We start from the raw sequence: 26,233 nt of genomic DNA, 5'->3' as shown, positions 1-26,233 counted from the left end.
TTGTGATTTAAGGCGTTCAGTTTGAATTTCACTTCAATTAATTTGAATGTGTGAAAGGCGGATAATTGCTACCTTTCATCTTCAATCAAAGAATTAAACTAGCTATCTTACTGAATTAAATTAATTAAGTTGGATAACTTATTATTTTTTATTAAATAAGTGGATAAAGTCAGTGTTTTAACATGGAATATATCCGCCTAATAAACTGTTAGAAGCACAGGAAGCAGGTAGTATCATCATGGATCGTAAATGGATTCCAATAATCATAATTGTTATATGGTTTAGCCAAGCGTCATCGGCAAGTTTAAAAAATATGGAATACGATGGAATTGTTTCTTCGATGGTGGACAGTCCAATTGTCGGTAGCTGTCAGTTGGTTGTAAAAACTACTAGGCAATGGCCACTTTCATGGTCAATACGTAAAGCGGAAATCACCTTAACAAAAAATGATATTTCATTAAGTTCCACTACCAGTAAATATCACAAGCCTGATCGTTTATTTCTAAAATCGCATAATACTAAATTCCATTTTACATGGAGCGAATCTCGAAATGAAAAACTGGTGGCTTCATATTTAGATGTAGAAATTAAGCCTTCGGGTTCTATAGAGTCAGTTAATATGGGGTATTGCCCTGACTATGCAGATACAACTGAACTTACAGGTTACCTTGAGCAATGTAATGTCGCTATAGAGGTGATAAAGTGCTTCTAACAAGCCACTTAAGCAGGACAAATAAAGTTTGGCTTTTGTCGCTGCGCTCCATATTATAGCCAAACTATTATTTGCCCCTTAGTGGGGCGTTGGTATGACTCCCCACGTCAAGAAAAATCACACTGTTCCCTAGCATTTATTTTCACGCCATTGCTTATTTACTTTCAAATAAATGAGTTAACACATTGAATGAAGCCAGTAATTTCGTCGGTTATCTTGCTGGTATTCGTGGATTATTAATCTGTTGATTAACAGAGCCTACCTTACTTGTTTCGTCGTGGCACCGTGCTTCAGTCTATGTTCGCGGTTCAAGGTTAATGACTTAACCCTGCCAGCCTAACGCCCTCGGGAGTTGTGCCACAGCCGATGCTTGATCCAATGTGCTATCTCAAATCTTTCTATCATGCCGGAACCCTAGAAATACGCAGTTCAGGTTTTACTGGCGCTACGGCGACTTCCCTAGATATTGCCCAAATATAAGCAATCAGCTCTCTGGCGATAGCCGTTACCACCACACTTCGGTGTTTGCCTCTTGCCATCAATCGTTGGTATCGACGGCATAAACGTAATTGAGCTTGCCAAGCGATATCATTAACTTCTTTACTGATGGATTCTTGCCGTTTTTTAAGCTCTGTCGATACGTTTGGTTTGTGTTTATAGGAATGAGCGCATTCCACCAATAAACGCCTTGCGCGGGTGTTTCCTGCTTTGGTAATGTTACCAAGTTTTCGCTTGTCGCTGCTGGTATGCTCTGATGGAACAAGACCTAAGTAGGCCATTAATTTTCGTGGATGATCAAAGCGGCGTAAGTCGCCAAGCTCAACAATGATCCCAGTGGCGGCAACAATGCGAATACCTCGCATAGCTTGAATGGCTTTTACTACAGGATAGAAGCGCCAGTTTTTGATTTGATTGTGCAATTCGTTATCTAGCCTCTGTAGTCGCTTTAAGCGTTCAGTAATGGTGCCAATGTATTCTGTTAGGACGATTTGCTGACTCGGGTGAGGCAGAACCAATTCGGTTAACCAACGTAAGTGTTGATTGCTCCAATTATCATTAACCTTGCATTGAATATGATTGCGCAGAAACAACGCCTTAAGTTGATATTTGGCATCTTTTAAATCGTTCATAGCGCGGTCTCTTGCGCGAGATAAGTCGCGGATAGCTTCATCATCTGGTTCAGGCACATAGATAGCGGTTAGCTCTTCATCTTTGAGTAATTTAGCTAATTTCAGTGCATCGCGTTTATCGGTTTTAATTCGCTCGCCAGGTTTTTTAGGAATAAGAGAAGGAGCTACCACATAACAACAGTGTCCAAGGCTTGTTAACAACCGATAAACCCAATAGCCACAAGGACCTGCTTCATAAACAAAATGAAGTGTTGCGCTTGGGTATTTTGATTGAAGTGTTCTAGCGAGTTTAATAAAGGATTGTTTGGTGCTTTTTATTTTGCCGTAATTAACAGCTTTCACACCACGCCCATCTTCAAGTAGTGCGACTTGAGAAAATTCTTTATGAGTATCTAACCCTATGAAAAGTATGTTATGTTTATTCATGCTAGCCTCCGCTTTAGTTATTTAACAAACTAATTATGGCTCTGGCTTTAAGCTAACCCACGATTGGAGGCTAGCACCTCGTGGGGAGTCATTATGTCTATGTGCCCCAAGAATTAGACATCGCTCCATGATTAAAGAATCAATTAGAGAATTTCTAGAGAAGAATGATGAAACAGGGAAAGTCTTAGATAGAGATGTCTTGGAGGACCTTAATTCAAAGCTAGGCGGCCTAATTCCAGAATGGTACATCGACATAGTCACAACTATGCCTTTATCAGGGTTAAACGTTGGGTGGCAGGCTTTCCCGCGAGAAGATGATTTCGATGGGGTTGAAGAAATTACTCTATTGGACACATCACTTTTAAATGAATGCAATCTTGAGTCATATCCTGGAATACATCTATTAAAAATCGGCTATTTCACCTTTGGATATGGTTCAAACTGGGCAGGAAACTGTTTTGCCTTCAATCCAATGGATGGAAGTAATCCGCCAGTATATGAAGTCTGGCATGATGCTGCTCAAAACCCAGAGGATATGTTGTCTGCAATTAAAGAGAAAAATGGTGTTAGTCTTGTAGCTACCAAATTTAGCGAGTTATTTGATAATGCAGTATTCGAGTCCAGCACATAACAAGTGTATCAACTGGACTCCATTTCCGTCGCTTGGTTTTTGTGCTTAAATAGCACAAAAAGCCAATCAACTTCAATTCGCCAGTTATACAGGCGTTATGTGTAAACCAAACTTAGGCGTATATGTTCAAGAGTTACTTAATAAATAGTGGTAAGTTAACTATTCGACTTATGTTAGTTGTAGCTGGGCTATTTTTATTAATGCTGCTTCTAAATTTTCTAAGTGGTGGCACTGAAGAAGCATACTCATATTTAGAGAGCATTAAAGTTAGGGAATTATTAGCTCCAATATGCGTATTTTTCCTCGTAACTTTATTTCTTCCACCAGTAGTCATGTTCATTGTGTCAAAATTTAATTTTCGTGTGTCTTTACCCAAAAAGAAAAAATAAGGCAGCATTGTGCTTTTTACACATAACAAGTGCCTTAAAATCGGACGTAAAACGCTTGGCTACGTTCGATAAACATTATAGCCAAGCATTTTCCGCCGTTTAGGCGGGCGTTAGCTATCACAAGGAAACTCATGAGAATAATAATAACTATTGCAGCCATTATCACCCTTCAAGCATGTCAATCAACAAGTACAAGTAATTACAATCATTGTTTGGACGATCTTGGTAAGCCAATGACAAGAGACTTAGCTCCTATTGTAAGGATTGAACCCCGCTATCCATCTGACGCTTTGGAAAAAAATGTCAAAGGGCACGTAAAACTAACATTCACAGTTAAAGCTAACGGCTCTACAGAAAATATTAAAGTAGTAGAATCAGTTCCAGAGGGGGTATTTGATAGTACAAGTATTGCTGCGCTTAAAAAGTGGAAATATGTACCACAGTGTAACAATGGAAAAGTCGTAAAAGTGCAGCAGGAAACAACTTTGACTTTTCACGGTAAATAGCTAACAAACTGTGTAAGCGCGGGACTGCTAACGTTTGGCTCGGTTTCGCTTCGCTTCACATTTTAGCCAAACATTAATCAGCCCCTTAACAGGGCGTTATAAACCAAAGGGTAGCCCTCTAGTACCCTAAAGAAGGAAGAAATAAAGATGGATTTGAAAATAAGCGACAATCATACAAAGCCAATGATTCGCGTTTTTATCATGTTAATCGGGCTACTCTGCGCGTTGCTTATATCATGGAAGTTTACGGGCTCACCACTTCCGCAAGACTCCAAGTATTCATTGATTTTCCAGAACGCTTTGCTACTGATAGTTCTAGGGTCTGCCATATTGGAGCATTTCTTTACAAAACCAGCTGATTCAATGATCAATTCATTAATGGCTGGGATAACAATGTTTGGGGTATATCATGTATCACCATCTCTAGCATGGTGGGCTGTTTTTTCTTATTGCCTTGTTGTTTTTCTAATTTCAACCGTTTGTGTAGCAACGTCTGGGGGGAGGATCTCTGGTGATATCGCATCGGTTGTGAATAGCCGTCTCTATAGACCTGCAATAGTTCTTGGTCGGTCTAGGCTCATCTTTTCCATAGTCTTTTTGTTCGGGGTTTATGCTTTTTACTCAATTCAATCTGAATTGGCTGTTTATCTCATAATATTTTGGGGAGTTTTCATGGCCATATGGCCACTTAAGCTCCCCCAGCTGCTTTCATCTATTAGCTTTAGCTCTCAAGAAACAATTTTGCCAATTGGTAAATTGCTCAGACTAGATAACCCAGGTGTCCTAAGGTTTGCAATAAACCAAAGTACTGATTGGGAACAAGGTAAGCCGTTAATATATCAGAGAGTTGATAAAAGCCAGCAATGGGTTTTGCCTTTATATTCGCACTTGAATGATGAGCGAAGAATTGGCACCGCTATGCTATTAGGTGTCGTTGATGAGCCAAAACAAGGGCTGGCAGATGGTCATATTTATGAGCCTGAGGAAGAGCTAAATCAAGATGCTGTAATGAATCTATTAGGAGAAAACACTCAATCGAGATTGATTGGTTTTGTTGCCGAAGATTCATCCATCGGAAGAATCAGACTTGAAGTCAAGTCTGATAGCTATTGTGCAGATGGTATGCTTATTTGGTGCAAAATTGATGGAGCAAAGGTTTACTATCAGATATCAGCAGGTACAACGATTGAGGAAAATTTAGACGGCGATAAACATGGCTATCAAATAGCTTACGCAGCTCAATTAGGAACTTTAGAAAACGGGGAGTTCAGAAAATTTGATTGGCTTCCAAATATGAATGCGCCTGTATTTTCTTTGATCAATGAAGAGGATGCTCTAGATGGAGAAGAGCAAGATCCCAGCGACTTTCAATTTGGTAAACTTCCTAAATCAAATATTCCTGTAGTCGGCGATTTTGTTGGAAACTTCAATTTCCATACGGCTGTTTTAGGAGTAACAGGTTCAGGTAAAACTGAGTTCGCATTTGATTTGATAAGGCACTCAGTATCTAGCGGTATAAAAGTTATTTGTATTGATCTAACTTCTCAATATAGAGGACGATTAGCCGATCTAACTCCAACGGACCTTTCTATCCAAGAACAAACATCTATAGATTTAAGCCAAAAGCTTTTTGAAGTAGAAATTGGACAGTACGGTGCAGGGAAAGAGAAAGCAGCGTTAAAAGATTTTAGTGATCGACTAAGAGCTGACGTTGATGCACAGCTTAGAGCTTTTATGGCCGATGAAAATAATAGATTAGGATTAATTCAATTACCTGAGATATCGAATTCTCAAGCATCCATATTTATCACTGAAATTTATATGTCCTGTTTATTAAATATTGCCAAAGAGAGCTTTGGCGATGATTCTAAAAAGGTTCTAGTTGCGGTAGAAGAGGCACATACGATAATGCCTGAGTCTGCAACGATGGGAGTGTCTGATTTTGCTTCAAAAGGATTGGTTGCCAAAATAGCACAAATTGCTCTGCAGGGAAGAAAGTACAACGTCGGGTTGCTTGTTTTAGCTCAAAGGACAGCAAATGTTAGTAAAACTGTGTTAACTCAGTGTAATTCCATTGTCAGCTTTGCATGTTACGATGATACGAGCATTAGCTTTCTTAAGAATGTATTTGGTTCCAGTTGCGCTGAAATGGTTCCTAACTTAAAGAAACTCCAAGCGGTTGTTTTCGGCAAGGTAGTAAAATCTGAAAGGCCGGTCGTTGTAGAAATTCCATTTGACCAAGATAAAGCCTAGTGCCAGTGCAGTTGGTTTATAACAAGCGCAATCAGTCGGAAAAATTACTCGCTGCGCTCACAATTTTCCGCTGTTGCGGGCGTTAGCTATGCAAGGAGTTCCATTGAGCATTATCAAACAATCAAGCATATTTACTGCATTTCTAATTACTTTCGGCTTTCTTCTGCGTTACTACTCTGTTTATAAATCGGGTGTAGATATTAGTATTCTAAATATCGCCGTAAGTGTAATCGTTGCTGGTTTAATTGGTGGTGTGGGCTTTTATTTAGGGCAACTTAAAATAAAAGAATCTTTGGCTATAAAGCATTTGGCATTCTCTGCAACCTTAGTATTTTTTATGTCACACACACTAAGTAATTTATTGGGGTTGTACCAAATATCTTGGTTTGCATATGTCGCAGTAGTCTTCATTATTGCGTTTGTTGCAGCAGTTCGAATGCCTAAAATGTTCAATAAAGAAAAGTATAGCTAACAAGCCAATTAAGCGCGGGACTGCTAAAGCTTGGCTCGGTTTCGCTTCGCTACACAATTTTAGCCAACAATTTTTTGCCTCTTAACGAGGCGTTAGCAGGCAAAAGGAATTATGCAGAAATCATCAATTATATTTGGCATATCAATGTTTCTTATCACAGGGATATTAACGTATTTAAACTTGACTAAAAGCCTCCCTATAAGTTTGGCGTTGATAATTAATGTACTTATAAGTGCAGTCGTTTTGGCTATCCCATCAGCAATTGCTTTTCATTTCGGCGTAAAAAGAATCGGCGTAAGACCAACTATTCCTAAAATTCTTATGGCAGCTTTATTTGCGTTCTTCGTTGGTAATTCTGCTGCAATTGTATTTTCATTAAGAGAAATTAGTTGGTTTTTGTTTGCTGCTGTAGTTATTGCTTTATCTTACTTAGCACCATTAGGGTTACTAAAGCCAATGGTCAATCAAGAGTAATTGCTAGCTAACAAGTCAATTATGGATGGGACGTCTACAGCTTGGCTTGTGCTTGTTTCTAGCAATTATAGCTAAGCGTTTTGCGCCTGTTAGGCGGGCGTTGTTCGCATTAAACCATAAGGAGGTGGGCAATTGATACATGTCAAAGTTGATTATGAAAGACAAGAATATCTCGACATTCTGAGGCAATACTTTGCCCAAGATCCCAAACTAAAAAAAGTATTTGAAAGGTTACATAACCAATTTTTTCTTTGGTTAATTGGTTCAATCCAATTTAAGTATAAAAATTCAGAGTTGGTGTATGTGATTTTAAAATAGATGAACACGCTATTAAAAGAGCTTCAAAAATTGGGGAGCTTGAGACGTTATGGGATGAAATAGAAGTGGTAATTGAATTAAAAGACTCATACGTTATTAAAACTAATCGCGGTTCAATGCCATTACCAAAGCGAGTGTTAAGTGAAAATAATCAATATTTGTTTAAAGGCTATGCCCATAATAAATTAATTCGAACCTAACAAGCTGCTCAATAAACACATACCTGAAAAGTTAATAGTATGACTGATCAGGGTTGAAAGACGATACTTGACACAATTCGACCCTTACAGAGTCACCTCGAAACGAATGTCATTGCGGCGTTTGCCGCAATGACAGTGCTGTTATTTGTGAATGACTTTTCCTGCCAGCGCTTTAACTTTGCTGACTTTGATATATATCGCTATTGATTAGGTCGTCATTACCAAACATTTCGATTAAGGTTGGCTCGTCAAACTCAATTGAAAAACGCTCGCTTAGTACGTTAAGAGTCGCAACGGCGAGTTCAAAGTCTTGCTCAGCAGCAGCTGACATTAACAAAATGATGTAGCTATGCGGTAATGTTGGCTCGTTGGATATAGCTTGATGAGCCATGTCTATCGATGTTTGATAGCGTTGCATTTCTTGATATATCGAGGCTTTCTCCAAGAACATCACCGCATTATGGCGCACCTGTGTTGGCGCGCTATCAATACAAAACAGTGCTTTTTCGAATGATTTTTGCGCAAGTAGGATGCTTTCAAGGTTGTATGAACAGCTGTCGTACTGACTTAAGTCAGTGGCAACTTCTGAGACAAATTCTGTCGGTAACCAATCACTGTGCAATGACACGAGGCGACTGTTTAAGTCTCGCACTAGATCTAATGCCCGTTGCTGCTCGGTTAGCATGCGATAGTGTTTTATTACAGCTTGGCTGTTCTTTTCATTTGCTGCCATCAAGATACCTGTATAGGCGTCTTTTACCGTACAAATGAGGCGTCTATCGACATCACAAAAAGCGATATCGGCTATTTGGTGTAAAAAGGTTGTGGTGCTGTATTTAAAAGCTAAGTCATGGGTATCAACAATTCGATACGTGCGCTGGTCAATCTCAATTTCCACAAAGTAAAAACCGTCGTCGCTATTACCGCGAAATAAGGTTTTGACAGTATTGGTACCGCCTGGTCGGCTTGATTGATAGACCCACTGAATGTTTTGGTCGGCAAAAGCATTAAACAGGGTTTCGCTGTAACTCGCCGCCCACTGTTGGCCATAGGTTTTCTGTATTCGGCTTATTTGTCGCTGGGTGATGGCTTTATCGATAGAGTACAGTGACATTAATGCGTTGATGTCGTGCTGTTGTAATAACGCCTCGAGATATAGATTAAACTGCAACGGGGTTATCTTATTTGAACTTGCGCTCGCGATCGGTTGTTCGGTTGATTTACAGGCAGCTAACGCCAATGCCATCCATGTTATTAACAGTAACTTTTTGGTCATGTTCAGGTCCCTTTAGTCGTTGGCAAGTGAGCGTTTATTGAGTAGCTTGAGCAATGTTTGCATTTCATTAACCCCTGGATCTTCGGTTACTTTTAGCACACTGCGCTGATAGCCGAGGTAGTTGTTTAACTTATCGAGATCTTGCACAAAGCGGCCGGTATCTGCAGCGGCAACTACGTTTTGTTTGTTTTGGTAATGAGTGCGATAGGTTAGCGTGCGTTTGTCTTGGCTTAACGTGGCATTGAATTGAAAATAGTCATTGTTCAAGGCGAAATCTTGTAATGAGTCAAAGCGAACGTATTCAGGAAATTGAATACTTACACTGTGGTCGATTACCAAAGGCCAGTGTAACCAATAGGGATCGCGACGCTTTATTGTCGTCGGCTTTTTCACGTAGGCAACGAGGTGATCTGCCATTAGGGTAAAGCCTGCGTCCTGTTGCTCGTGTTGCCAATACTGCGGCACTAAATAGTATTCGGTTAAAGTTATTTGATTACTGTGGCGATCGTCATCAATGACAAGATCGCCCATTGGTGTAATAAGCGGGTATTTTTTTGCGTAATAGTTGAGGTATTGTCGCGCCATTTGCTCGAGCCCTACCGCGGCAATTTGATAACGCATGGCCTCTGCTTCTCGGTGCTTGTAAGTGGTGCTGATCTGCCATTTGACCGGGGAAAAGTAATCGGCCGCGGTAAGTTGCTCTTCAATGTGAACGGCCGACGTTTGCTCGACATCAGGCTGAGCAACGACCAGTGCCGTCGACTGCGGTTCGACAATTAACGCGCTGCCGTAATTTGGCTGATACAAAGTGTCCGCGCCAAGCCCTTGATATGCAATGGTAGGGTCGATCCAATAGGTCTTGTCATCTGCGGTTGCTTTGACTATGACGTGATCAAATAACGCATGTGTTGGCAAGTAATCATTGATACTGTTTTGCATCTCACTGGATACCAAAGCCGCCGACGCATCGACACCGATGGCATTGAGTAGAGTAACCAATAACACCGTTTTGTCCTTACAATCGCCAAAGCGCTTGGCAAAAACCTCGCTCGGCGGGTGTGGTCGATGCGAGTTTTCGGCTATTTCAATACCAAAATAACGTACATCATCTTGCACAAATCGAATGGCTTCCTCTATTGCTTTTGATTGCTCCATGGTTTGTATTGATGCGATAAACTCGGCTAGCGATTCAGTGTGCTGGCTGTCAACATTAAACAGTGCGCTCGCCCAACGGGCAACGTCTTGCCATGATTGGTAGCTTGTTAGCTGCAGATAAGGATAAGGGTTGTGCCACGTCGGTGCGTATTCATCAAGCACTCGCTTTGTGGTATTTGTTAGCGAGAGGCTGAGGATTCTTTGATCGCCAATGCGTTGTTCATCCAGTGACACATTTAAACCGGATACCTTTTTTTGCAATGGCATATTGGCGTCAACAACAAATCGATAATGCACGTCGGCAATACTAATTGACCAACCAAGTGGTGCGATATACGAAAAATTGTTGGCAAATACTGGATTAGAGCCTTCAATCGTGTAGCTGTAATCGATAATGTCGCCAACCCGTGCATCTTCAATTAGTTGTAATGCCGCGACCTGACCGTTGAGGATATTACTCGCTTGCTGGTTCTCATCGCTGACTATTTTGACTTTGTTGATATCGAGTCGGGACAGTACTTTACCATCGCGAATAATATTAATTTGGTGCAGTATTAATGACTCGTAGTCAGGCGAGAAGCTGATGCGAATGTTGGCATTATCCACAACGCTGGACGTGTTGTTTAAGCGATACGTATAGCGATAGTATTTTTGCTTGTTGGCCAGCGTATTATTAACCTGACGATCGAGTAACAAATAGCTCACCGGCTGGTAGAGGTCAACGCTATTGGCAACGCTGACATCTGCTATTTTTACCCACTTGGCAGGCTGTTTTACCACCGGCTTTTCATCGGCTAATGCTTGGCTAATGTTGATAAGTGAGCAGGATACAGCGATTGTATACAGTAGCAAAAGTATCGGTGTTCGCATGGTAACAGTCCTTTTCGAGGTTCGCTTATGTGTTATTCCCTTCCTGCATTTGAACACACAAGCGTTTAAAAAGTAAACACTTGTGATTTATTAATGGTCAATTTAATTTTAATCTGATCAACGCCTTAGCGATGGTAAAGGGCTGTTGCTAAAACGCCTTGTTAGGCGTCTCTTGGCAGACCTTTTTCGACAGTGCGAATCAGTCGTGCGGTCAAGCGAGAGTGTTGGTTCAGTTGTCGTTTTTTGGTTAATTGCTGGTCAATGGCCCAGTCGATATGTTCACCGACCATGGGGCTGCAGTGTGCTCTTACTTGGCTTAATTGGTCGATGATCTGATCGCTGTAGGCGGCGTTGCCCAAGGCGATGGCAATATTGCGTTGCCAACATTCGAAGCCAATTCGGCGTATTGGCGAACCTTGCGTGTTATCGAGAAACTGCTGTTCGCTCCACGCAAACAAATCGAGCAACTCAACCGTATCGAAATTGTTGCGCGGTTTGAAGTCATCGGTTTGTGTTATTTGACCAAATTTATTCCACGGGCACACCAGCTGACAGTCATCGCAACCATATATGCGGTTGCCCAGTAGCGAGCGAAACTCAGTGGGAATGATCCCGCGGTGTTCTATAGTGAGATAGGATATACAACGACGCGCATCAACAACGTAAGGCTCAACAATGGCCTGTGTTGGACATATTTTAATGCACGCAACACAACTACCACACTGATTCGTGCTTGGCTGATCAACGGGGAGAGGAATGTCGACTAATAGCTCGCCTAAGAAAAACCACGAACCGGCCTCGTTGTTTATTAGTAGTGAGTGCTTGCCAACCCAGCCTAGGCCGGCTTTTTCTGCCAGTGGTCGTTCCAACACAGGAGCCGAATCAACGAACGGGCGGTAATTGAGCGACTGGCAATGTTTGCTGATTTTTTCGCCGAGCTTTTTTAGCCTATTTCGCATCAGCTTATGGTAATCACGACCAAGTGCATAACGGGAAATATAGGCTTTATTGGTATCGTCTAAGGTACTGGCAAATTTGGCATCCGGTATTAAATAGTCCATGCGCGCAGAAATAACTCTCATGGTGCCGGGGAGTAGCTGTTCGGGATGCGTACGCAATTGTGTGTTGCGTTCCATGTAGTCCATATCGCCGTGATACCCTTTGGCTAACCATGTATCAAGGGCCTCTTGGTGATTGCTTAAGTCGATATCGCAAATGCCAATTTGGCTAAAACCAAGTTCTTTACCCCACGTCTTGATTTTTTCGGCAAGTACTTGATAGTTAATAGATACTAAATCACTCATTAAGGTGTTATGCGTTGCAATGTTGCCAGTAAAGTTGGACTCCAGTATACCAGAGTTTGCGTATCGCGCCGATACGGTTCGGAAAAATGAGCCGGTTGTTGCTAAGCAGCAAGGCGTCAGCATGTACGCGTTAATGCAAGCGGCAGGTCAATCAAGCTTTAATTTAATGCGTCACCTTTGGTCTGATGCCTCAACCGTATTGGTGGTTTGCGGCAGCGGTAACAACGCCGGAGATGGTTTTGTTCTGGCTACTCAGGCACTAAAACAGGGCATGGCGGTCTATGTGCACAGCGTGTGCGCTATCAACGACTATTGTGGCGATGCTGCCCGAGCGTGTCAGCACTTCTTAGCGGCTGGGGGGATGTTGAGCAAAATTTGCGACGTTGATTTTCAACGGGTGGATGTGGTGATCGATGCTTTACTGGGTACCGGGATTACCGGTACGGTGCGAGAACACTATCAATACCTAATTAAGTTGGTTAATCAATTGCCAATCCCTATTTTAAGTTTGGATATTCCTTCCGGCCTCAATGCCGATAGCGGTCAAGTGATGGGCATTTGCGTTCGGGCCTCGGCTACGGTTACCTTTATCGCCTTAAAGCAGGGCTTGCTCACCGGACAAAGTAAAAACTACTGTGGCGACATGTACTTCGCTGGATTGAGAATGGAACGCGCCTTTGGTTTACTGGTTCCGCCAGATGTTAAGGTGATTGGTGCCGGTAATACGGCGCTGGTTAGCCGAGCATTGGCATCACACAAGGGCGACTCCGGCACCGTGTTGGTGGTCGGCGGCAATAAGGGCATGTCAGGTGCTGTGCGTTTGGCAGCAACAGCCGCTTACCGCAGCGGTGCTGGCTTGGTTATGATAGATTGTCACCCCAGTGTGAGTAGCGTTGTTGCATCATCAATTGCCGAGGCGATCTTAGTTGACGTCACCCATAATGATGAAGCGACTCGCAAGCTACTGGCAAAGGTGAATAGCATTTGTCTTGGACCCGGCCTTGGTCGCGATGTTTATGCCAATGCACGGATGAATTTACTGGCGTTTGATACCCCTGTTGTGGTTGATGCCGACGCACTGAGCTTATTGGCCAATAAGCCCATATCACGTGACAATTGGGTATTGACACCACACCCTAAAGAGGCCGCGACGTTACTCTCTTGTGATGTTGGTGATGTACAAGCGGATCGCGTTGCCTCAGCTAAGGCGATAGCGGTTAAGTACAATGCTATTTGCGTTCTGAAAGGGGCGGGGTCGGTGATCACCGACGGTCAACAAGTGGCCATTAATACCAGTGGTAACCCCGGCATGGCGGTTGCAGGGATGGGCGATGTATTAGCTGGCATCATCAGTGCTTTAAGTTTACAATCAACATCTTTATTTGATGCGGTGTGCTGTGCCGTTTATCTACACGGTCGGGCTGCGGATATGGCGGCTGTCGATGGGGTAAAAGGTATGTTACCATCCGACTTAATGGTGTACATTAGGCAACTCGTCAATCAATACTAATATTGCTTCAAGGTTTATTAAATTATGGCTCTGACTCTTAGCAAGGCATTGCGTGATGAGCAGCAAACAGTTGCTTTTGGCGCTGCTTTAGCTGACGCAGTAAAACAACTTGACCTCGCTAATTTAGTGGTTTTTTTACACGGTGATTTGGGTGCAGGAAAAACCACATTAACGCGTGGCTTTGTGCAAGGCATGGGGCATAAGGGCAATGTGAAAAGCCCAACATATACTCTAGTAGAACCATACGAGTTACCTCCATGGCATATTTATCACTTTGATTTATATCGCTTAGCTGATCCTGAAGAGTTGGAATACATGGGGATTCGAGATTATTTTTTACAAAAATCTTGTTGTTTTGTCGAATGGTCCGAAAAAGGTACTGGTCTTTTGCCCACAGAGGATCTTATTATAGACTTGGTATACAATGGTCACCAACGGAACGTTGAATTGCGCGCCAACTCTGAATCGGGTGAGCGCATTATTCAAGCATTAATGTAATACTGACAATTAATAATAATAACGTAGGGTTACGAGTAATGAAAACGGCTTTTAGGACAGTACTGCTGTTATTGCTTTCCTTGTACAGCTTAACAGGTTTGGCGCAAAACATGATTGAAGGCGTGCGTATTTGGCCTTCTCCAGACAACACGCGTGTTGTGTTTGACTTGAGTGATCAGCCAGATTATTCGTACTTCTTTTTAAAGCAACCCGACCGTTTAGTCATCGACTTTAAAAACACCGATAACATTGCTGAATTAACACAGTTGCCCAAAGACGGCGATCGCATTAAACGCATTCGCACCAGCCTGAGTAAAGGCAAGCGCGCGGTGCGCATCGTACTTGATTTGAGCAATCAATATGATGAAAAAGTTTTCGCGCTACCACCGACGGGGCCATACGGCAATCGCCTTGTTGTTGATTTGCACGACCGCCAAAAAACGCCGTTAGTAACGCGCAAACCACGTCTTAAAAATAGGGACATTGTCATCGGTATCGATGCGGGCCACGGCGGTGAAGACCCTGGATCAATATCGAAAAGTGGCACCCACGAAAAAAAGATAACGCTGTCGATCGCCAAGCGCTTGCAGCGTATTATCAACGCAGAGCCAGGCATGAAAGCGGAAATGATTCGCACCGGTGACTACTATGTCAACCTCAATCAACGAACCCGTTTGGCGCGCAAAAAACAAGTCGACTTTTTGGTGTCTATTCACGCCGATGCGTTTCACTCGCCGCGGCCGCGAGGCGCGTCAGTGTGGATTGCCAACGACAGACGAGCCGAATCTGAATTATCCAAATGGCTGAAAAATCGCGAGAAAAACTCTGAATTGCTCGGTGGTGGTGGAGAGCTTATCAAGCGCACCAATGACGATAATTTAGCGGTCTTTATTGCCGACTTAACCAAAGATAAATCACTGGAAATTAGCGATCGCATTGCTCGTAACGTTATCGCAGAGCTGCAAAAAGTTACCCGAATGCACAAGACGCAACCGCAAAATGCCAGTCTTGCGGTGTTAAAATCGTCAGATATTCCCTCAATGTTGGTTGAAACAGGTTTTATTTCAAACCCTTATGACTTTAAAAATTTAATGTCTCGAACTCATCAAGAAAAACTTGCTAAAGCGATGTTTAATGGCATTAAAAAGCATTTCTATGACTATCCTCCGCAGGATTCACTGATTGCCAATATGCGGCCGACAAAGCATAAGATTAGCCGTGGCGAATCGCTATCCGTTGTCGCTCAGCGCTACAATGTGTCGGTGCAACAGTTAAAATTGGCCAATAATCTGAAAACCGATGTGGTGAGGGTCGGGCAAACCTTGACCATTCCTCGAGTAAACTAATGGCGATTCAAATTCTGCCTGCTCGCTTGGCTAACCAAATAGCCGCCGGTGAGGTTGTTGAACGACCGGCCTCGGTGGTGAAAGAATTGGTGGAAAATGCCATTGATGCCGGCGCCAGTAAAATTATCGTGGATATCGAAAAAGGCGGTAGCAAGCGCATCCGCATTACCGATAATGGTCACGGCATTGTCAAAGGAGAATTAACCCTTGCTTTGTCCCGTCATGCAACCAGTAAAATACACTCGTTAGATGATCTTGAAGCCATCGATAGTTTGGGTTTTCGCGGTGAGGCTTTGGCCAGTATTAGTTCGGTTTCTCGTCTCACCCTGACGTCTAAGCCAGTACAACAAGATGCCGCTTGGCAAGCCAGTGCGCATGGTCGCGATATGGACGTTGAAGTAAAACCAGCGGCTCACCCCAATGGCACAACCATCGATGTTGAAGATTTATTTTTTAACACGCCAGCTCGGCGAAAATTTTTGCGCACCGAAAAAACTGAGTTTGCCCATATTGATGAGGTGATCAAACGCATTGCCTTATCAAAGTTGGAGTTGACTCTAACGGTGAATCACAATGGCAAGACGGTGCGCTCCTATCGCAGTGCCAAAACCGACAAACAAATTGAAAAGCGCATTGCCGCTATTTGCTCGCAAGCGTTTATCGATAACGCCATGGCGATTGAGTATCAGCACGCCGGCATGCGTTTATGGGGATGGATCGGCTCGCCCAGTAGTGCTCGCAATCAAAACGATCTCGCCTACAGTTATGTCAATGGGCGGATGATGCGCGATAAATTGATCAATCACGCCATCCGACAAGCGTATGGGCATTTGTTAAGTGGTGACCATTACCCTGCATTTGTCTTGTATTTGGAGTTGAATCACAAAGATGTCGACGTTAACGTTCACCCCGCAAAACACGAGGTGCGTTTTCACCAAGCCCGCTTAGTACACGATTTTATCGTAGCGGCAATAGATCACACCTTGCAAGCTAGCGACGCACTATTAGTCGACACCCAAACGGGTGAATTAATTGCTCAAGAAGCCAATTTCTCGCCATCGACAGACGCTGGTAATCAACTTGCTACTGATAATAGAGAGTCGTACATTCAGCCTTTGCGCAGTCAATCTAGTTCGTCGCCAAGACAGACCAGCGGAGATTTTCACAGTCGAGGCTACGGCTATAAACAAGGCATCAGTGAACAAGCGGTCAATAACTATAACAAGTTAATGTCTATTAGCGATGACGTTAATATCGCTAATCCAACGGACAGTGAACCATCGCCATCGCACTCTCTAACGCAAGGGGTTGGCGGTGATAGTGCGATTGAGCGCACGAGTAATATCGACGTTAGCACCAGCGTTGACAGCGATGTCAGCTTGTTTCGCTTGATTGATGGCCATGTTGTATTACTCGAATGTCGCGATACCTTGTATTGCTGTAATTTTAAGCCACTGCGTCAGCAACTATTTCACTGGCAATTGAGCAGTCAGTATCCCCAGGGCTTAGTATCACAACGCCTGTTGTTACCGGTCGCGGTAAAATTAGACAGCGAACAACGGCAATTTATCGAACAACATATACAAGAGTTTGAGTTTATTGGTATTCAGTTAGCCGTTTCAGCGGGCAAAGTGGTGATTAAACAGTACCCAGCGCAAATGCGAGAACAAGACATTAGTGAAAGTTTTATCGCCTTATTGAACCACTTGCGCCAACACAACGCCGAGAAAACCGAACATTGGCTTGGTGCGGTAGCAGAGATAAAATGTCGCCAAGGGTTTGAGTTGGCGATGGTTGAAAAGCTTATTGCCAGTGCGACTCAATTAGAAAACTTTGATCTTTTTACCTACATACGCTTGAATTCAAAGGTAATAGACCTTACATCTGAGGCTCAGCAACTTCAGTCTTAAACCTTGTTATCTGCGAGCGAGCAAATGAATCAGCACTTATCTGCAGTGTCCAAGCCACCCATTATCTGTATTATGGGACCCACCGCCTCGGGTAAAACAGACTTGGCATTCAAGCTTTGTGATGTTTTACCTTGCGATATCATCAGTGTCGACTCAGCGTTGATCTACAAAGGCATGGATATTGGCAGTGCCAAGCCAACGGCGGATGAGCTCAGCCAGTATCCGCATCGATTAGTCGATATTATCGACCCTGCCGACAGCTACTCGGCAGCGGATTTTGTTCGCGATGCAAAAAAGGAAATTGCCGACATTCAAAGCAAAGGTCGCATTCCGCTACTCGTTGGTGGGACGATGATGTACTTTAAAAGTTTGCTCGAAGGCATTTCTCCGTTACCCAAGGCGGATGCCGACATTCGCGCACAAATCGAGACAGAAGCCGCCGAACACGGTTGGCAGTATATTCATCAGTTATTAGCACAAGTTGATCCCGTGTCAGCTGAGCGCATCCACCCCAATGACCCACAGCGCCTAACGCGCGCCCTCGAAGTTTATCGCATTAGTGGCAAAACAATGACGCAACTGACGGCGACCAAAGGGCAGGGGCTAGAAGGAAATATTGTTCAATTTGCGATAGCACCAACAGAGCGCAGCGAATTACATCAACGCATTGAGTTGCGTTACGACATCATGCTTGAACAAGGGTTTGAGCAGGAAGTTGAAAACTTAATTAAACGCGGTGACTTAACCGACGATTTACCGTCTATACGCTGTGTCGGCTATCGTCAAATGTGGCAATACCTACACGGTGAATACGATCGTGATGAAATGGTCTTTAGAGGTGTTTGTGCCACCCGCCAATTGGCTAAAAGACAACTGACCTGGTTGCGAAGTTGGCCGAATTTAACATGGTTAACTACCAATGATGACAACAACTTAGATCGCGTTTTAGAGGTTATAAACGAATCGAATAAACTTTAATTATTTACTCTTAGTTTCTTGATTAGCAAAGTTAAAATTCTCGTGTATACTTAAAAAGCTCGTTGTATGTAGCTCACTCATCGCTTTTCGAAAAGCGTGGGGAGACGGTCATCTAGGTTGATGGCTTAATTGATATCAAAGGTAAGTTAATTGGATTAACAATAACAATAAGGAGCCAAACTAATGGCGAAAGGGCAATCACTACAAGACCCATTTTTAAACGCATTACGTCGCGACCGCATTCCTGTAGCAATTTACTTAGTGAACGGTATTAAATTGCAAGGTCAGGTAGAGTCGTTTGATCAGTTTGTAATTTTATTAAAAAATACAGTTAGTCAGATGGTTTATAAGCACGCAATTTCGACTGTCGTCCCGTCACGAGCGGTGAATACAGCGCCTGCTGATGGAAATCAATCTGCGGAATAGATTTAATGAAAATGAATTGGAGTTGTTCATTTGTTTGATAGACATCAAGCAGGTGAGCAAGCAGTACTTGTTCACATAGATTTTCCTCAAGAAAACGCTCGCGAAGACTTATCAGAATTTGAAATGCTGGTGTCCTCTGCGGGCGTTACTGCGTTAAATGTTGTTACCGGAAAGCGCGATACGCCACATCCCAAATATTTTGTCGGTTCGGGTAAGGCGGAAGAAATTCGCGATGCGGTTAACATGTTTAATGCCAATGTGATCCTATTTAATCATGCGTTATCGCCATCTCAAGAGAAAAATCTCGAAGCGCTGTGTGAATGTCGGGTTATCGATCGAACAACCTTGATTCTCGATATTTTTGCCCAGCGAGCGCGCACCCATGAGGGTAAATTGCAAGTTGAGCTGGCGCAATTAAAGCATATCAGTAGCCGATTGATTCGCGGGTGGACTCACCTTGAGCGTCAAAAAGGCGGTATTGGTTTGCGCGGGCCCGGTGAGACACAGTTGGAGACGGATAGGCGACTGCTGCGCGAACGCATGCAAACCATAAGACAGCGATTAGAGCGAGTTGAAAAGCAACGGCAACAAGGACGCCGCGCGCGCGAACGAGCAGAAATACCAACCGTATCATTGGTTGGTTATACCAACGCCGGTAAGTCGACCCTATTCAATCGCATTACCGACGCACAGGTATATGCAGCCGATCAATTATTTGCAACCCTTGATCCAACTGTACGTCGCCTCCATATAGAGGATGTTGGACCGATTATTCTAGCTGACACAGTGGGATTTATCCGTCATTTGCCCCATGATCTAGTGGCCGCATTTAAAGCCACATTAACCGAGACTCGTGAGGCCGAAATACAGTTGCATGTTGTTGATATTGCAGATGAAAGACGAGCCGATAACATGGCGCAAGTCGATAGCGTGTTGACCGAAATAGGTGCCGATGACATCGAACAATTATTGGTTTGTAATAAAATTGATAAACTCGATGACGTAGCGCCGCGTATTGACAGAGACGAGCACGGCAAGCCGATTCGCGTTTGGTTGTCAGCGCAAGCAAATTTGGGCATAGAGCTGTTGAATCAAGCGTTAAGCGAGTTACTTGCGGTAGATGTTGTTGATTACACATTAAAAATTCCGCCAGTGAACGGCAAATGGCGCGGTACCTTTTATCAACTACACTGCATAAAGGACGAGCAATATGACGAGCATGGCAACTGCTTGCTGAGAATAACGCTGCCTGAACGCGAGTGGAACAAATTACTGAAAGCTGGTAAAGCGGAACTTGAAACCTTTATCCAGCGTTAGGGGTTGCAAAAATACACAACCCCTAGGCTATTGATAGTATTATTAATTGACTATAATTGATTTAATATAAGGCAATGATTTGCCTGACAATAACAATTGCTAATAACGGAGACCAGAATGGCTTGGAATGAACCGGGGAAGAACGATAATGATCCCTGGAAAAACAAAGGTGGGCGTGATCAAGGTCCACCGGATCTCGATGAATTGCTTAAAGATTTAGGCAACAAGTTTGGCGGCGTGTTTGGTGGTAACAAACCGGGCAAATCTGGCGGCAATAAATTTAGCAGCCTTGGTGCCGGTTTGATCGTTATTATTGCCTTGGTGGTTTGGGCGATCAGTGGATTTTACACTATCAAAGAAGCCGAAAAAGGCGTGGTTTTGCAATTTGGTGAGTTTAACGGGTTGGTTGAACCGGGTATTCACTGGCAACCGACGTTTATCCAACGCGTAATCCCGGTTGATGTGCAAACCACTCGTAACTTACCCGCTAGCGGTTTTATGCTGACCGAAGACGAAAACGTCGTGCGTGTTGAGATGCAAGTACAGTATCGGATTATTGACGCGCGCAATTATTTGTTTAACGTCACTGATGCCGATGGCAGTTTAGAGCACGCATTTGATAGTGCTATTCGCTATGTTGTCGGTCATTCGAAAATGGATGAGGTACTTACCTCAGGTCGTGAACGCGTGCGTCAAGCGGTTCGCGCAGAACTTGAAAAGGTAATCGAGCCTTACAACATGGGTCTATTATTAACCGATGTTAACTTTAAAGATGCCCGTCCACCTGAACAAGTAAAAGACGCCTTTGACGATGCGATTGCCGCACGAGAGGACGAAGAGCGTTTTATTCTAGAAGCTGAAGCGTATGCGCTATCAGCCGAGCCGAAGGCTCGAGGTGAGGCGAAACGCATCGAACAAGAAGCGCTAGCGTATCGCGATCAAGTGGTACTCGCGGCTCAAGGTAATGTGGCTAAATTTGATAAATTGCTACCGGAATATCAAGCGGCACCAGAGGTAACTCGTCAACGCTTGTACTTAAGCGCAATGGAAAAGATTTACTCCAACACGTCAAAAGTTATGGTTGATGTTGAAGGCGGTAACAACATGATGTACTTGCCACTCGACAAAATTATGCAACAACAAGCGTCAGGTGCGGTGCAAAACTTCAAACGAGAAGCTGCTCCTCTCGTTCCGCGTGTACCGACACAAGGACAAAACTCGAGCGTAAATTCAAACTCTTCGCGTAATGATCGTTTTAACCGAGGAGGTAATTAATCATGAAGAATTTCTCACTTATTGTGCTAGTTGTACTCGGTTTATTGACCGTATCATCGGTATTTGTGGTTAACGAAGCAGAGAAAGCGATTGTCTTTCAATTTTCTAAAATCAAACGCGACAGCAATGGTGATGTAAAGATTTACGAACCTGGCTTGCACTTCAAAATACCGCTTATCGAGCGTGTAAATAAGCTAGATGCGCGCATTCAAACCCTTGATGATCAAGCAGACCGTTTCGTTACTGCTGAGAAAAAAGACGTGTTAGTAGACAGCTACGTCAAATGGCGTATTGTTGACTTCCCGACGTTCTACGTGCGTACCAGTGGTGGTAACTTTAACAATGCCGAAGTGTTGTTAAAGCAAAAGGTAAACAACGGCTTGAGAACGGAGTTTGGTTCGCGCACCATTAAACAAATCGTATCGGGTGACCGCGATTCACTAATGGAAGAAGCCATGGTCAGCGCTGAGTCGTCAAAGGCGGAGTTGGGTATTGAAGTTATCGATGTCCGCGTAAAGCGCATTAACTTACCTGGCGAAGTTAGTAATTCAATTTACCAACGTATGCGTGCAGAACGTGAAGTTGTTGCCAAAGAGCATCGCTCGAAAGGTCGTGAGAAAGCGGCGGTAATTGAAGCGACGATCAACAAAAAAATCGCCATCATGATAGCGGATGCCAATAAAACGGCGTTTGAAGTACGAGGTGAGGGTGATGCGCTAGCAGCTAAGATATACTCTGATTCATTTAACAAAGATCCTGAGTTCTATTCTTTTGTGCGCAGTTTAGAAGCGTATGAAAAAAGCTTTAGCAACAAGGGCGACATCATGATTGTCAAACCAGACAGTGACTTTTTCCACTATCTCAAAGACAACAGTAAAGACCAGTAAACGAAATAAGCCCACATGTTTGTGGGCTTTTTTTCATCAATAACACAACAGCCAATAAGCCGATTCATCCTGCCGTCAATCGCGGTAACTGTGTTGCTTAGGGTTGTACTTACCACGGTTGACTATACCCACGATGAGCTATGACATTTTACTAAGCGCGGTTGCACTTATGTTTATCTTTGAAGGACTTGCGCCATTGCTCTTTCCAAATCGCTGGCAGAGTTTTATGTTAAAACTGGCCAATGAGCCAACCAGCCAAATCCGCCAAATTGGTCTGCTATTGGTAGGATTAGGTGCTATCATTATGCTGTGGTTGTACGGTTAGTCTTATCTATTGGTCGCGATAACTTAATTTATCGTCACTTTTCGCTGACAATTGAAGGTAAAAAATCACACAAAAAAGATGATCTAGGATAATGTATTTGTTAGAATTCGACCTCAATTTTTTTGGTGATTTGCAAAATATATTATGGGCAAAAACGTCGTTGTTTTAGGCACCCAGTGGGGTGACGAAGGTAAAGGTAAAGTTGTAGACTTGTTAACGGATAAAGCGAAATACGTTGTTCGTTATCAAGGTGGTCACAACGCGGGTCATACTCTAATCGTAAACGGTGAAAAAACCGTACTTCATTTAATTCCATCAGGTATTTTACGCGAAAACGTTAAATGCTTGATCGGTAATGGTGTTGTGTTATGCCCAACAGCGTTAATGAAAGAAATTAGCATGCTAGAAGAGCGCGGCGTTCCAGTGCGCGAGCGTTTGCTTATTAGTGATGCCTGTCCGTTAATCATGCCGTACCACATTGCCTTAGACAATGCTCGTGAACACGCTCGTGGATCGAAGAAGATTGGTACCACAGGTCGCGGTATCGGTCCTGCTTACGAAGACAAAGTTGCCCGTCGCGGTCTTCGTGTTGGCGATTTATTAGATGCTGAATCATTCAAAGCAAAATTAGCTGAGATTATGGAATACCATAACTTTGTGCTAACCAGCTACTACAAAGCAGACGCTCTAGACGTTGAAACCGTTTACCAAGAAGTGATGGCTATCGCACCGACTATCATTGCGATGATGAACGATGTCAGCGAGACGCTAGATCAAGCTCGCAAAAATGGCGAGTCAATCATGTTTGAAGGCGCACAAGGCACATTACTTGATATCGATCACGGTACCTATCCTTATGTTACTTCATCAAATACCACCGTTGGCGGTGTAGCAACAGGCTGTGGTTTTGGTCCTCGCTACCTTGATTACGTGCTTGGTATCACTAAAGCGTACACAACGCGCGTAGGCTCAGGTCCGTTCCCAACCGAATTAAACGATGAAATCGGTAATCACTTGGGTACCGTTGGTCATGAATTTGGCGCAACAACAGGTCGAGAGCGACGTTGTGGTTGGTTCGATGCCGTAGCTATGCACCGTGCAGTACAAGTAAACTCGATTAGTGGTTTCTGTTTAACCAAGCTTGACGTTCTTGACGGATTAAAAGAGTTAAAGATCTGTACTGGCTATAAAACAGCAGATGGTGAGGTACTGACGGTACCACCAATGGCCGCTGAAGGTTATGAGAACATTACGCCGGTATACGAAACTATGCCTGGTTGGGACGAGTCAACCGTTGGCGCAACGTCTTTTGACCAACTTCCTGCCAACGCGGTAGCGTATATCAAGCGCTTAGAGGAAGTAACCGGCGTGCCGATTGATATTATTTCAACGGGTCCTGACCGAGTTGAAACGATGATTTTAGTCAATCCATTTGACGAGTAAAATGATTCAAACAAAAAGCCGGCATTAGCCGGCTTTTTTGTTTCCACACTTCTCGTCTTTCTCTCACAACCTATTTGCTCTGCGCAATGCGCAGCGATGCGGTGCAGGGCGATTAGTGACCCCAAGGTGGTGGAGGTGGGGGAATTGGTTTGGTTAAATCAAAGTCTACTCGAAACACCCGTCCAGAGCGTACTAACTGATAACTAAAGCGCTCAGGGTAAATTGCGATTCGCCAAGTATTATCTATTGATTCAAATAATTGCATTTCGACAAACAGTTGCTTACTGTCATCATCGGCGACAAAGCTTTGTAATTGTGGCCAACCGTCATCCTCAGTGATACCACCGTACATGGTCAACTTATCAGCTGTGCCATCTTTATGGCGATGATCGTGCTTAAGTTGCAAGCCATCATTGGTTTTAGTGATCAGCCAAGTACGAGAAGCATCGTCACCGACATAAAAAGGAATTGCAATTGCGTTCTCTGAGCATTGTCGCACATGCATAATTAGCTGCTTATTGGCAAAGTTTTCACTATCACTTGAATCGGTGATCACTTGCCCTGAAAACGCTTGACCACACAATCGCGTCAACGACTGAAAGAACTGGTGTTGAGCTTGGCTGTTGGCGTTGCCTGTCAATGGCCATAGACTGACCGCGATGGCAACGGCAAATAAGACCGGTGCTTTACCTATCATAAAAGATTCTCTGTTATTGTTGTGTTGACTCAGCCTAACCGCTCGGTTGGATATTGGTAAGACCCTAGCTCGGTCGATAAAGTACGACCTGTTTCTGATAACTATTTGGTAAGTTTTCATGTAACATACGGAAAAATTACAATCCCCGATACACATAACAACCTATAGCTTAATAGCAAAGGATATATCAATGACAGATCTTCGTCAAAAAGCCCTCGACTACCACGCTCACCCGAAACCCGGCAAAATCAGTGTCGCCCTGACTACGGCGGCAGATACGGTTGATGATTTGTCTCTGGCGTATAGCCCTGGTGTGGCTGAACCAGTGCGCGAAATAGCTGACAACAGCGATGCTGTATATCGCTATACCAACAAAGGCAATACTGTCGCAGTGATCAGTAATGGCACAGCTATTCTCGGTCTCGGCAATTTAGGACCTCTGGCCTCGAAACCGGTAATGGAAGGCAAGGCGCTGTTGTTTAAACGCTTTGCCGATATCGACTCGTTTGATATCGAAGTTAAACACAACACCACAGAAGACTTTATTAATACGGTAGCGAATATTGCCGATACCTTTGGCGGGATCAACCTTGAAGATATTAAAGCGCCTGAGTGTTTTGCCATCGAAAAAGCACTAATAGAGCGTTGTAAAGTCCCTGTTTTTCACGATGATCAACACGGTACCGCGATTGTCACTACCGCCGCCTTGCTCAATGCGCTAGACATTCAAGGTAAGCAACTCAAGTCTGCCAAGATTGTTTGTATGGGAGCGGGCGCCGCCGCTATCGCTTGCATGGAGCTACTGATCACCTGTGGTGCGCAACGCGAAAACATCTACATGCTTGACCGCAAGGGAGTCATCCACACTCGTCGCGATGATTTAAATGAGTTTAAAAAGTTATTTGCCAACAATACCGACAAGCGTACCCTAGACGACGTCATCGATGGCGCCGACGTATTTGTCGGAGTGTCGGGTGCTAATTTGTTATCTGCACCGCAATTAAAACTGATGGCTGAAAATCCGGTTGTATTCGCGTGCTCTAACCCCGACCCTGAAATAAAACCTGAACTTGCGCACGCTACCCGAGATGATTTAATTATGGCCACAGGCCGTTCCGATTACCCAAATCAGGTCAACAACGTGTTGTGTTTTCCGTTTATCTTTCGCGGGGCGCTAGACGTTCGAGCTCGACAAATCAATGATGCGATGAAAGTTGCCGCTGTTGAGGCGATTCGTCAAATTGCCCGCTTAGACGTTCCTGATTCTGTGCTGCGTGCCAGTGGCTGCGCAACATTAGAATTTGGCAAGCAATACATTATTCCCAAACCGATGGATCCTCGCTTACTACCAAAAGTTGCCTTGGCCGTGGCAAAAGCCGCTGTCGAGTCTGGTGTGGCGGGCATCGATCTGCCGACTAACTATATGAATATAGACTAGGGTCTGCAGCTCTGTGTGGTCTAGATTTTGCCAAGACATAAAAAAAGTGCGTATAACGCACTTTTTT

Annotated in this window: 24 protein-coding genes; 19 read left to right on the top strand and 5 right to left on the bottom strand. The window is 43.8% G+C overall.

Going from position 1 to position 26,233, the window contains the following annotated elements:
- Positions 1-238: 238 nt before the first annotated feature.
- Entirely contained in the window at positions 239-712 is a 474-nt protein-coding gene (locus tag ACAY30_RS14140) for a hypothetical protein (RefSeq protein WP_290251859.1), read from the top strand.
- 401 nt (positions 713-1,113) lie between these two features.
- Here ACAY30_RS14140 and ACAY30_RS14135 read toward each other — a convergent pair whose 3' ends face one another.
- Entirely contained in the window at positions 1,114-2,268 is a 1,155-nt protein-coding gene (locus ACAY30_RS14135; RefSeq protein WP_371189938.1) for an IS110 family transposase, read from the bottom strand.
- 127 nt (positions 2,269-2,395) lie between these two features.
- Between ACAY30_RS14135 and ACAY30_RS14130 the strand changes: the two genes are divergently transcribed.
- The 6 genes from ACAY30_RS14130 (at position 2,396) to ACAY30_RS14105 (ending at position 7,511) form a co-directional block, all read left to right on the top strand.
- Positions 2,396-2,899, top strand: coding sequence for a hypothetical protein (locus ACAY30_RS14130; protein WP_290251740.1), 504 nt, complete (start codon positions 2,396-2,398; stop codon positions 2,897-2,899).
- 520 nt (positions 2,900-3,419) lie between these two features.
- The gene (locus ACAY30_RS14125; protein ID WP_290251739.1) at positions 3,420-3,794 is read left to right on the top strand and encodes an energy transducer TonB; all 375 of its coding nucleotides are present in this window, start codon (positions 3,420-3,422) and stop codon (positions 3,792-3,794) included.
- Positions 3,795-3,941: 147 nt separating this feature from the next.
- The gene (locus ACAY30_RS14120) at positions 3,942-6,047 is read left to right on the top strand and encodes an ATP-binding protein (protein WP_290251738.1); all 2,106 of its coding nucleotides are present in this window, start codon (positions 3,942-3,944) and stop codon (positions 6,045-6,047) included.
- A 103-nt stretch (positions 6,048-6,150) separates the two neighbouring features.
- Positions 6,151-6,519, top strand: coding sequence for a hypothetical protein (locus ACAY30_RS14115; protein WP_290251737.1), 369 nt, complete (start codon positions 6,151-6,153; stop codon positions 6,517-6,519).
- 111 nt (positions 6,520-6,630) lie between these two features.
- Entirely contained in the window at positions 6,631-6,993 is a 363-nt protein-coding gene (locus tag ACAY30_RS14110; protein ID WP_290251736.1) for a hypothetical protein, read from the top strand.
- Positions 6,994-7,307: 314 nt separating this feature from the next.
- The gene (locus ACAY30_RS14105; RefSeq protein WP_353958585.1) at positions 7,308-7,511 is read left to right on the top strand and encodes a YcxB family protein; all 204 of its coding nucleotides are present in this window, start codon (positions 7,308-7,310) and stop codon (positions 7,509-7,511) included.
- Between the two features lie 172 nt (positions 7,512-7,683).
- Here ACAY30_RS14105 and ACAY30_RS14100 read toward each other — a convergent pair whose 3' ends face one another.
- From ACAY30_RS14100 to queG, 3 genes are all read right to left on the bottom strand, one after another.
- Positions 7,684-8,787, bottom strand: coding sequence for a hypothetical protein (locus ACAY30_RS14100; RefSeq protein WP_290251735.1), 1,104 nt, complete (start codon positions 8,785-8,787; stop codon positions 7,684-7,686).
- Positions 8,788-8,799: 12 nt separating this feature from the next.
- A complete protein-coding gene (locus ACAY30_RS14095; protein ID WP_290251734.1) occupies positions 8,800-10,812 on the bottom strand; it encodes a DUF3857 domain-containing protein in 2,013 nt (670 codons plus the stop codon).
- A 161-nt stretch (positions 10,813-10,973) separates the two neighbouring features.
- Complete coding sequence (queG, locus tag ACAY30_RS14090; RefSeq protein WP_290251733.1) at positions 10,974-12,116, bottom strand: tRNA epoxyqueuosine(34) reductase QueG; 1,143 nt, start codon at positions 12,114-12,116, stop codon at positions 10,974-10,976.
- Positions 12,117-12,135: 19 nt separating this feature from the next.
- On the opposite strand from queG, the gene ACAY30_RS14085 reads away from it, so the two are divergent.
- From ACAY30_RS14085 to ACAY30_RS14035, 11 genes are all read left to right on the top strand, one after another.
- Entirely contained in the window at positions 12,136-13,626 is a 1,491-nt protein-coding gene (locus ACAY30_RS14085) for an NAD(P)H-hydrate dehydratase (protein WP_290251732.1), read from the top strand.
- A gap of 24 nt (positions 13,627-13,650) precedes the next feature.
- The gene (tsaE, locus tag ACAY30_RS14080) at positions 13,651-14,124 is read left to right on the top strand and encodes a tRNA (adenosine(37)-N6)-threonylcarbamoyltransferase complex ATPase subunit type 1 TsaE (protein WP_290251731.1); all 474 of its coding nucleotides are present in this window, start codon (positions 13,651-13,653) and stop codon (positions 14,122-14,124) included.
- Between the two features lie 38 nt (positions 14,125-14,162).
- Complete coding sequence (locus ACAY30_RS14075; RefSeq protein WP_371189937.1) at positions 14,163-15,470, top strand: N-acetylmuramoyl-L-alanine amidase; 1,308 nt, start codon at positions 14,163-14,165, stop codon at positions 15,468-15,470.
- Complete coding sequence (gene mutL, locus ACAY30_RS14070) at positions 15,470-17,380, top strand: DNA mismatch repair endonuclease MutL (RefSeq protein ID WP_290251729.1); 1,911 nt, start codon at positions 15,470-15,472, stop codon at positions 17,378-17,380. Before ACAY30_RS14075 ends, mutL begins: the two co-directional genes overlap by 1 nt.
- A gap of 24 nt (positions 17,381-17,404) precedes the next feature.
- Positions 17,405-18,358, top strand: coding sequence for a tRNA (adenosine(37)-N6)-dimethylallyltransferase MiaA (gene miaA / locus ACAY30_RS14065; RefSeq protein WP_290251728.1), 954 nt, complete (start codon positions 17,405-17,407; stop codon positions 18,356-18,358).
- Positions 18,359-18,541: 183 nt separating this feature from the next.
- Positions 18,542-18,784 (top strand): RNA chaperone Hfq, encoded by a 243-nt coding sequence (gene hfq / locus ACAY30_RS14060; protein WP_290251727.1) that lies wholly within the window; start codon positions 18,542-18,544, stop codon positions 18,782-18,784.
- A gap of 30 nt (positions 18,785-18,814) precedes the next feature.
- Entirely contained in the window at positions 18,815-20,101 is a 1,287-nt protein-coding gene (gene hflX / locus ACAY30_RS14055; protein ID WP_290251726.1) for a ribosome rescue GTPase HflX, read from the top strand.
- 117 nt (positions 20,102-20,218) lie between these two features.
- Entirely contained in the window at positions 20,219-21,376 is a 1,158-nt protein-coding gene (gene hflK, locus ACAY30_RS14050; RefSeq protein WP_290251725.1) for an FtsH protease activity modulator HflK, read from the top strand.
- A 2-nt stretch (positions 21,377-21,378) separates the two neighbouring features.
- Positions 21,379-22,263, top strand: coding sequence for a protease modulator HflC (gene hflC / locus ACAY30_RS14045; protein WP_290251724.1), 885 nt, complete (start codon positions 21,379-21,381; stop codon positions 22,261-22,263).
- Positions 22,264-22,432: 169 nt separating this feature from the next.
- Complete coding sequence (locus ACAY30_RS14040; protein ID WP_371189936.1) at positions 22,433-22,588, top strand: DUF2065 domain-containing protein; 156 nt, start codon at positions 22,433-22,435, stop codon at positions 22,586-22,588.
- 144 nt (positions 22,589-22,732) lie between these two features.
- Positions 22,733-24,031: an adenylosuccinate synthase gene (locus ACAY30_RS14035; RefSeq protein WP_290251722.1), complete on the top strand. Its 1,299-nt coding sequence runs from the start codon at positions 22,733-22,735 to the stop codon at positions 24,029-24,031.
- 112 nt (positions 24,032-24,143) lie between these two features.
- On the opposite strand, the gene ACAY30_RS14030 is transcribed toward ACAY30_RS14035, so the two are convergent.
- Complete coding sequence (locus ACAY30_RS14030; RefSeq protein ID WP_290251721.1) at positions 24,144-24,728, bottom strand: hypothetical protein; 585 nt, start codon at positions 24,726-24,728, stop codon at positions 24,144-24,146.
- A 190-nt stretch (positions 24,729-24,918) separates the two neighbouring features.
- On the opposite strand from ACAY30_RS14030, the gene ACAY30_RS14025 reads away from it, so the two are divergent.
- Positions 24,919-26,166 (top strand): malic enzyme-like NAD(P)-binding protein, encoded by a 1,248-nt coding sequence (locus ACAY30_RS14025; protein ID WP_290251720.1) that lies wholly within the window; start codon positions 24,919-24,921, stop codon positions 26,164-26,166.
- Positions 26,167-26,233: the final 67 nt, after the last annotated feature.

This window comes from Thalassotalea ponticola (assembly GCF_041379045.1).
Lineage (GTDB): Bacteria > Pseudomonadota > Gammaproteobacteria > Enterobacterales > Alteromonadaceae > Thalassotalea_A > Thalassotalea_A ponticola.
This window is presented reverse-complemented; position numbering and strand designations above follow the sequence as displayed.